We start from the raw sequence: 705 nt of genomic DNA, 5'->3' as shown, positions 1-705 counted from the left end.
TGATCATTTGCAACGATGTGGCTTACCACCTTGAAAACGTCATTAGCTAAGGAGTGGCTATGAAATACACAGCACTCCACAGCGTACGGCACGATGGGCAATTGTATCAGGCAGGGGAAACGTTGGAATTGGACGACACTGCTGCTGATACTTTGCTGGATTGTCGTGCAGTGGCGGCGATGGAAGCGGCAGAGGCAGAAGTGACAGAGCCAGCCAAGCCAGCGCCAAAGCAGAAAAGCAAGGGTAAAAAATGAAGTACTGTGACAGCGCCGCCATGATCGCCCGGTTTGGAGAGGATGAACTGATTCGCCTCACCGACCCGGGCGATGGTGCTATGGACGCCGCCGCCATTGACGCCGCCCTGACCGATGCCAGCGATGAAATCGACAGCTATCTGGCAGTACGTTATACCCTGCCGCTGTCGGTTATTCCTGAGATCGTGGTCAGGCTTTGCGCCGATATAGCTCGTTATCGTTTATACGACGGCCGCATGCTGGACGAGGTCGAAAAGCGTTATGACGACAGCGTCAAGCTGCTTAAGGACATTGTCCGGGGCAGCGCCGTCCTGCCACTCCCCTCCACCACCGCCAGCACCGAAGTCAGCACCACCCGCAGCCGTGAAGACCGGCTATTTACCCGGGATACCCTGGAGGACTTCTGATGCTATCCCTTGAGCAAGGCCAGCAGGAAATACAGAACCTGATG

2 protein-coding genes are annotated in these 705 nt (G+C 55.7%); both read left to right on the top strand.

The window, feature by feature from the left end:
• The first annotated feature begins 59 nt into the window (after positions 1 to 59).
• Positions 60 to 254, top strand: a complete 195-nt coding sequence (locus tag AK963_RS30105) for a DUF7210 family protein (RefSeq protein WP_066018846.1) — start codon at positions 60 to 62, stop codon at positions 252 to 254.
• Entirely contained in the window at positions 251 to 661 is a 411-nt protein-coding gene (locus AK963_RS30100) for a gp436 family protein (protein WP_066018845.1), read from the top strand. The genes AK963_RS30105 and AK963_RS30100 overlap by 4 nt, the downstream gene beginning before the upstream one ends.
• Positions 662 to 705: the final 44 nt, after the last annotated feature.

This window comes from Endozoicomonas atrinae, from assembly GCF_001647025.1.
Classification (GTDB): Bacteria; Pseudomonadota; Gammaproteobacteria; order Pseudomonadales; family Endozoicomonadaceae; genus Endozoicomonas; species Endozoicomonas atrinae.
This window is presented reverse-complemented; position numbering and strand designations above follow the sequence as displayed.

Coding starts and splice junctions, on each gene's coding strand:
- AK963_RS30100 (WP_066018845.1), top strand. CDS start 251: ATGAAGTACTGTGACAGCGCCGCCATGATCGCCCGGTTTGGAGAGGAT.
- AK963_RS30105 (WP_066018846.1), top strand. CDS start 60: ATGAAATACACAGCACTCCACAGCGTACGGCACGATGGGCAATTGTAT.